Below are 6904 nucleotides of genomic sequence, written 5' to 3' on the forward strand. Positions count from 1 at the left end.
GTCAGCCGTGCAGCCCGCACTCGGTCTTGGCGCGGCCCGCCCAGCGGCCGGCGCGGGCGTCCTCGCCCTCCAGCACCCGGCGGGTGCAGGGCGCGCAGCCCACGGAGGCGTAGCCGTCCATCAGCAGCGGATTCGTGAGGACGCCGTGCTCGTCGACGTACGTTTGCACATCTTCCTGTGACCACTTCGCGATGGGGGAGATCTTCACCTTCCGCCGCTTCTCGTCCCAGCCGACGACCGGGGTGTTCGCCCGGGTCGGGGACTCGTCGCGGCGCAGGCCGGTCGCCCAGGCCACGTAGCCCTTCAGGCCCTCCTCCAGCGGCCGGACCTTGCGCAGCTTGCAGCACAGGTCGGGGTCGCGGTCGTGCAGCTTCGGGCCGTACTCCGCGTCCTGCTCGGCGACCGTCTGCCGCGGGGTGAGCGTGATGACGTTCACGTCCATCACGGCCTCCACCGCGTCGCGGGTGCCGATGGTCTCCGGGAAGTGGTAGCCGGTGTCGAGGAACACCACGTCCACTCCGGGCATCGCGCGGGAGGCGAGGTGGGCGACGACCGCGTCCTCCATCGAGGAGGTCACGCAGAACCGCTTGCCGAAGGTCTCGGCGGCCCACCGGAGGATCTCCGGGGCGGAGGCGTCCTCCAGGTCCCGGCCCGCCTGCTCGGCCAGTGCCTTCAGGTCCTCGGTGGTGCGCTCTTCCTGAACAGCGGTCATGTCCGGTCCCCTCCCGTGTCGGATCGCTCAAGTCCCCGGGCGAGCAGCCCGAGGAACTTCAGCTGAAAGGCTCGGTTGCACGCGCCGCATTCCCACGCCCCTCCCCCACGCTCGGCTGCGCTCGCGCGGGGGGACCCCCATCCCTGCTCCCCCGGACGCAGGTCCTCGTCCCCGCAGTAGGGGCAGTGGAACGGCGCGGCGCGCTCGCTCACGACAGGGCCTCCTCGGAGGCGCGGGCCACCCAACGGGCGAAGCGCTCGCCGTCCTCGCGCTCGGCCTGGTAGCGCTTGAGGACGCGCTCCACGTAGTCCGGCAGCTCCTCGGCCGTGACCTTCAGGCCGCGCACCTTGCGGCCGAAGCCGGGCTCCAGGCCGAGCGCGCCGCCCAGGTGCACCTGGTAGCCCTCGACCTGCTCGCCCTCGGCGTTCAGCACCAGTTGGCCCTTGAGACCGATGTCCGCGGTCTGGATGCGGGCACAGGCGTTCGGGCAGCCGTTGAGGTTGATGGTGAGGGGCTCGTCGAACTCCGGGAGGCGCCGCTCCAGCTCGTCGATGAGCGAGGCGCCGCGCGCCTTGGTCTCGACGATGGCGAGCTTGCAGAACTCGATGCCGGTGCAGGCCATCGTGCCGCGCCGGAAGGTGGAGGGCCGGGCGGTGAGGTCCAGCGCCTCCAGGGACTCGACGAGGGAGTCGACCTGCCCCTCCTCGACGTCGAGGACGATCATCTTCTGCTCGACCGTGGTGCGCACCCGGCCCGAGCCGTGGGTCTCCGCCAGGTCGGCGATCTTGGTCAGGACCGTGCCGTCGACGCGGCCGACGCGCGGGGCGAAGCCGACGTAGTAGTGGCCGTCCTTCTGCCGGTGCACGCCGATGTGGTCGCGCCAGCGGCTGGTCGGCTCGGCGGGTGCGGGGCCGTCGGTCAGCTTCCGCTTCAGGTACTCGTCCTCCAGCACCTGGCGGAACTTCTCCGCCCCCCAGTCGGCGACCAAGAACTTCAGGCGGGCGCGGTTGCGCAGCCGCCGGTAGCCGTAGTCACGGAAGATCGAGATGACGCCCTCGTAGACGTCGGGCACGTCGTCGATCGGCACCCAGGCGCCCAGGCGCACGCCCAGCTTGGGGTTGGTGGACAGGCCGCCGCCGACCCACAGGTCGAAGCCCGGCCCGTGCTCGGGGTGCTCGACGCCGACGAAGGCCACGTCGTTGATCTCGTGCACCACGTCCAGCACCGGCGACCCGGAGATCGCGGTCTTGAACTTCCGAGGCAGGTTCGAGTACGCCGGGTTGTTCAGGACCCGGCGCTTCATCTCCTCCAGCGCCGGCGTGCCGTCGATGATCTCGTCCTCGGCGATGCCCGCGACGGGGGAGCCGATCATCACGCGGGGCGTGTCGCCGCAGGCGGTGACCGTGGACAGACCGACGGCCTCCAGGCGGTTCCAGATCTCGGGGACGTCCTCGATGCGGATCCAGTGGTATTGGACGTTCTGCCGGTCGGTGATGTCGGCCGTGCCGCGCGCGAACTCCTGCGAGATCTCGCCGATGACCCGCAACTGCGCGGTGGTCAGCGCACCGCCGTCGATACGGACGCGCAGCATGAAGTAGCTGTCGTCCAGCTCCTCCGGCTCCAGGACGGCCGTCTTCCCGCCGTCGATGCCCTGCTTGCGCTGGGTGTACAGACCCCACCAGCGCATCCGGCCGCGCAGGTCACCGGGGTCGATCGAGTCGAAACCGCGCTTGGAGTAGATCGTCTCAATGCGTGTCCGCACATTGAGACCGTCGTCGTCCTTCTTCACCTGCTCGTTGCCGTTGAGCGGGGTGAAGTGACCCACGGCCCACTGTCCCTCTCCGCGGTGACGGCTCACCTTGCGGCGGGGAGTCGCGGTGGCAGGCTGCTGCGCGGCGGCAGGGTTCTGCGGGGTGGCGGCCATGGTTGATACGTCCTTCGGGACAGCGATGGGATGGTGTCGGCGCGCGGCGCCGTCGATGAGGGGTGCTGGTCGGGCGGCGGGAGGGAGGCTCTGACCTGCGTATATGTGCGCACGGATTCAAGTGCGCGTCATTGCGCGGGGAGTGGGGCGAAGAAGGGGATGTCGGGCGGTGCCGGGTGCTCTCAGCGCGCCGGACAGATGGCGCTGGACATGCGGCCGAGGTCGACGTGCCGCCGACTCACCAAGGCGATTCCAGTTCCAGACATGACGGAAGCGTGTCATGGCGATCTGGACACAGTCCAGCTTCGTCCAAAATGCGGACACCCTTGTCTCGGAATGAGAGACAAGGGTGTGCTTGGTCACAAGCGCCGCAGGCGGTCTTGTCCGTGCTGGTCAGACGGGGTAGGCCCCGGCCCACGGGCCCGGCGTCGGTGCCTCCGGCTCGTCCTCGACCTTGGTGTCGAACAGGGTGAAGCCCCGGCGCCGGTAGTTGTCCATGGCGTGCTCACCGTCCTTGCTGCAGGTGTGCAGCCACACCCGCGTGGTCGGCTTCAGCTCCGGCCGGCGGTCCGCCAGGTCCCAGGCGCGGGCCGTGCCGTACGACAGCAGGTGCCCGCCGATGCGCCGCCCCCGGAAGGCGGGCAGCAGCCCGAAGTAGACGATCTCGACGGCCCCGTCCTCCTGGGCCTCCAGCTCCACGTACCCGGCCGGCGTCCCCCGGTCGTAGGCGACCCAGGTCTCCACCTCGGGCCGGTCCAGGTGCTCCAGCCACCGCGCGTACGTCCAGCCCAGCCGGTCGGTCCAGCGGATGTCCCCGCCGACCGAGGCGTACAGGAAGCGGCTGAACTCGGGGGAGGGCACCTCGGAGCGGACGACCCGCACGTCCCCCTCGGGCACGGCGGCCGGAAGGAGATCGGTGGGCGCGGTCTGCTCCAGGGACCAGGTGGTCACGGAGATGGTCGTCATGCCCGAAAGGGAACCATCCGGCACGAGCTTCTGTCGAACGCCTGATCAGGGTGCGGACAGGTCCTAGTCCAGGGACCGGTCCACGGACGCCAGCGGCAGGGCGAACAGCATCCGGCCGGACTGGGACCACACGTCGCCGGTCTCCTCCCAGTAGGACAGGGACGCCGCCGGGCCGCTCCAGCAGCGGTGGGTCTCGTCCGCGCCGCAGCGGACGGGGCGGGCCCCGTCCGTGTCCTGCCGCCACAGCGTGCCGCGCTCGTCCGGTGTCCCGGTCATCCGGCCCAGGTACCAGCCCGACCGGTACGACAGCACGCTGCGCACATCGGTCAGCTCCGTCTCGTACACCCCGACCGGGTCCGTGTCGAGCAGTCCCGCACGTTCCGGTTCGGTGCTGAGGGCGTACCGCCACAGCCGGGTCGGCCCGTCCTCGTCCGCGGGCACCGCCTCGCGGGTGACCAGGCTGTCGGGTGCGGTGCTGCGGTCCAGGGAGATGCCGTCCGGCCGGGGCGCGTCGGCCGTGCTCGTCCGGTAGGAGGCGACGGCCGGCAGCACGTACCGCGCTCCCGCCGCCGACCAGCCGCCGGGCACCCGCCCGACCGACGTGCCGTCCACGGTGGCCCGCTGGACCCGGTCCAGGTCGTACACGTACAGCGCGCTGTCGTCCGCCGGGCCCGCGGTGACCAGCAGTTTGTCCTGGTACCAGACCATGCCGGACACGGCGGAGCCGAGCCCGCGGTAGTCGCGGCCGCCGTCCACCGGAACGGTCAGCAGGGCCCAGGTGTAGCGGAGGTCGTCCGGGTCGCCGGCGTCCACGAAGGCGACGCGGGCGAGACCGTCCTCGGCCGGCGTGCCGGTGCTGCGGCTCCACCCGGAGAGGATCACCCGGTGCTCGCCCCAGCGGCCGTCGTCGTCCGCGTCCCCGGAAGTGGTGACCGCGCCGGACCGCCAGCCGTCGGTGTCGGCGCCCGGCCAGCAGTACGCGTGGGTCGCGGCGGGCTCGACCGGCAGGGCCCGCCGGTCGTCGTCCGTACAGTCCTCCGCGGCACCCAGGGCGCCGTCGGGGTCGGCGAGCACGGAGCCGACACCGACCGGCCGGCCCATCCCGTCGGAGAGCCGGTCCAGTTCCTCGCGCGGCACGTGGTGCTCGGTCAGCCGCAGCGGCGCGGTCTCGGCGGACGCGGTGAGCGGCTTCAGCGCCCCGGGGTCGTCGGCGTCGGTGGCCTGGGAGGCGCTGATCATGGTGGCGGCCGCGGTCAGCGCGAGGGCGGTCCCGGCCAGCGCCGCCCGCAGCGCCCTGCCCTGCCTGCGCCGGCGGTGTCTGCCGCGATGCTTCATGACGTCCTCCCGAGACGAGCCAATTGCGTCCGGTGGTCCGAGGGTTGACCGTGGAGCAGTTGGGGTGGCCCGTACCCGGATGCTACGGCAGCCGAACGGCCCGGGAGCCGAAGACCCTGCAAATATGCGAAACAGCGACCTTCCGAGGGTGCCCCCGGGCACACCTGTACGACCCCGCGCGGTCTTGACGGACGGAAGTCAGGCTTCCCGCCCCGGCCGCCGCCGGCGGCCCAGCGCCGGGGCCGTCGAGTGGGGGAACAGATCGCGGGGGTCGTCCGGGAGGAGGGTCCTCACCTCGGCGCTCTCCGTGAAGCGGTAGGGGCGGTGGTCCAGGAGAGGGCCCAGATAGCGGCGCACGCGGGACATCTCCGCACGGACCGTCACCGTACGGCCCGGGTCGCCGAAGACGTCCCGGGCGAGATCCGCGGCGCTGCGCCCCGCGCGGTGCACGGCCAGCAGGTACAGCAACTCGGCGTGCCGGGGGCTCAGTTCCCGGGTCCAGGAGCCCGCCCCGCCGGACACCTCCACCGACCAGCGGCGCGGTTTCCTCAGGTCCAGCACGATCCGGGCCGAGGAACGCGCCACCGGTTCGTCCGCCGCCCGCACCAGCCAGCCCCCGGCCAGCGGCTCCAGCGAGCAGCGGCCCAGCGCGGACAGCCACCGCATGCCCGCCGACACCGACTTGGGCAGCGCCAGCCGCTCCGTGTACGGCATCCCCGTCACCGCCGCCGTCCACCCCTGCCGGTCCACGACCAGCGCCCGTCCGTCGATCCGGGCCAGCACCGGGGCCGCCACCGCGCGCAGCCGCTCCAGCGACCGCAGATGCGTCTCCCGCAGCCGCGCCTCGGCGAGCTTGGCCACCGAGTCGACCCACGCCAGCGTGGCCGGGTGCATCGTCTCCAGCGGCCCGCTCACATCCACCACGCCGATCAGCCGCCCGTCGCGGGGATCGGTGATCGGTGCCCCGGCACACGTCCAGGTGGCGTGCGACCGTACGAAGTGCTCGGCGGCGAAGACCTGCACGGGGCGCCGGGTCACCGCCGGCGTTCCCACCCCGTTGGTGCCGACGACCTCCTCGCGCCAGTCCGCGCCGATCTCGAAACCCAGCCCGTCGGCCTTGCGCAGCACCGGCGCGCTGCCCTCCCGCCACAGCACCCGGCCCTCCTCGTCGGCCACCACCATGATGTGACGGGCGACGTCCGCGACCGACAGCAGCCCCTCCCGCAGCACCGGCAGCACCTGCCGCAGCGGCGACGACTCCCGCCGCCGCTGCACCTCCTCCCAGGACAGCAGCCCGCTGCGGAAGTCGTGGTCAGGGTCCACGCCACTGCGCAGCATCCGCTCCCAGGACTGCCCGATCACCGGGCGGGGAGCCACGGGCGTACGCTGCCCGGAGAGCGTGGCGGAGCGGACCTCGTCGAGCACCCGCGCCGCACGCGCCGTGTCGACGGCGGCCAGCCGCGTCATGTCCATCGGCGAGAGCGCCACCGGTCCTCCCGGAGATAAGGCTGTCGGGACTCATACTGCCGTCTGCCCGCGGCACAGACGCTGGGTACGGCCACGGCAGCAACAAGTTGCAACCCCTTGCAACCCTGGTGGAGAGCCCCCGACTGCTTGAAACTTGAGCGACGCCGTCCCGAGCGGCGTCCACGGCTCGTAAGGGGCCTGTGCGGCGGGGGTGGTGCCGTGTCGGCGCAGCACCACCCCCGCGTCATGCCTGCGGCAGCTTGACGGTGTGCGCGGCACGGGGTGCGGCTCGATGTGCGTCGGCGGCTGCCGGGCCGGGGTGGCTGGTCGCGCAGTTCCCCGCGCCCCTTGGGCCGGCGTCCTTGGCCGGGATTTCGCGGGGCCGGTGTGCGCGGTACGGGGTGTGGCTCGATGTGCGTCGGCGGCTGCCGGGCCGGGGTGGCTGGTCGCGCAGTTCCCCGCGCCCCTTGGGCCGGCGTCCTTGGCCGGGATTTCGCGGG

At 72.3% G+C, this 6904-nt stretch carries 7 protein-coding genes; all 7 read right to left on the reverse strand.

Annotation, left to right across the window (positions count from 1 at the left end):
- Nucleotide 1 precedes the first annotated feature (1 nt).
- The 7 genes from ACFV5H_RS34935 to ACFV5H_RS34965 all read right to left on the reverse strand — a co-directional run bounded on the left by ACFV5H_RS34935 (nucleotide 2) and on the right by ACFV5H_RS34965 (nucleotide 6425).
- Nucleotides 2-712 (reverse strand): phosphoadenylyl-sulfate reductase, encoded by a 711-nt coding sequence (locus tag ACFV5H_RS34935; RefSeq protein WP_385055151.1) that lies wholly within the window; start codon nucleotides 710-712, stop codon nucleotides 2-4.
- The gene (locus ACFV5H_RS34940) at nucleotides 709-924 is read right to left on the reverse strand and encodes a hypothetical protein (RefSeq protein ID WP_385055148.1); all 216 of its coding nucleotides are present in this window, start codon (nucleotides 922-924) and stop codon (nucleotides 709-711) included. Before ACFV5H_RS34940 ends, ACFV5H_RS34935 begins: the two co-directional genes overlap by 4 nt.
- The gene (locus ACFV5H_RS34945) at nucleotides 921-2636 is read right to left on the reverse strand and encodes a nitrite/sulfite reductase (RefSeq protein ID WP_385198777.1); all 1716 of its coding nucleotides are present in this window, start codon (nucleotides 2634-2636) and stop codon (nucleotides 921-923) included. Before ACFV5H_RS34945 ends, ACFV5H_RS34940 begins: the two co-directional genes overlap by 4 nt.
- Before the next feature lie 182 nt (nucleotides 2637-2818).
- Nucleotides 2819-2902, reverse strand: a complete 84-nt coding sequence (locus ACFV5H_RS34950) for a putative leader peptide (RefSeq protein ID WP_310591794.1) — start codon at nucleotides 2900-2902, stop codon at nucleotides 2819-2821.
- A gap of 127 nt (nucleotides 2903-3029) precedes the next feature.
- Entirely contained in the window at nucleotides 3030-3602 is a 573-nt protein-coding gene (locus tag ACFV5H_RS34955; protein ID WP_385055143.1) for a GNAT family N-acetyltransferase, read from the reverse strand.
- 63 nt (nucleotides 3603-3665) lie between these two features.
- Nucleotides 3666-4937, reverse strand: coding sequence for a hypothetical protein (locus ACFV5H_RS34960; protein ID WP_385055140.1), 1272 nt, complete (start codon nucleotides 4935-4937; stop codon nucleotides 3666-3668).
- 198 nt (nucleotides 4938-5135) lie between these two features.
- Complete coding sequence (locus ACFV5H_RS34965) at nucleotides 5136-6425, reverse strand: GAF domain-containing protein (protein ID WP_385198779.1); 1290 nt, start codon at nucleotides 6423-6425, stop codon at nucleotides 5136-5138.
- Nucleotides 6426-6904: the final 479 nt, after the last annotated feature.

It is taken from the genome of Streptomyces sp. NPDC059787, assembly GCF_042732315.1.
GTDB lineage: Bacteria > Actinomycetota > Actinomycetes > Streptomycetales > Streptomycetaceae > Streptomyces > Streptomyces atrovirens.

Excerpts from the sequence above, each read along its gene's own strand:
- ACFV5H_RS34955 (WP_385055143.1), bottom strand. The coding sequence starts at position 3,602 with ATGACGACCATCTCCGTGACCACCTGGTCCCTGGAGCAGACCGCGCCC.
- ACFV5H_RS34950 (WP_310591794.1), bottom strand. The coding sequence starts at position 2,902 with ATGTCTGGAACTGGAATCGCCTTGGTGAGTCGGCGGCACGTCGACCTC.
- ACFV5H_RS34960 (WP_385055140.1), bottom strand. The coding sequence starts at position 4,937 with ATGAAGCATCGCGGCAGACACCGCCGGCGCAGGCAGGGCAGGGCGCTG.
- ACFV5H_RS34935 (WP_385055151.1), bottom strand. The coding sequence starts at position 712 with ATGACCGCTGTTCAGGAAGAGCGCACCACCGAGGACCTGAAGGCACTG.
- ACFV5H_RS34945 (WP_385198777.1), bottom strand. The coding sequence starts at position 2,636 with ATGGCCGCCACCCCGCAGAACCCTGCCGCCGCGCAGCAGCCTGCCACC.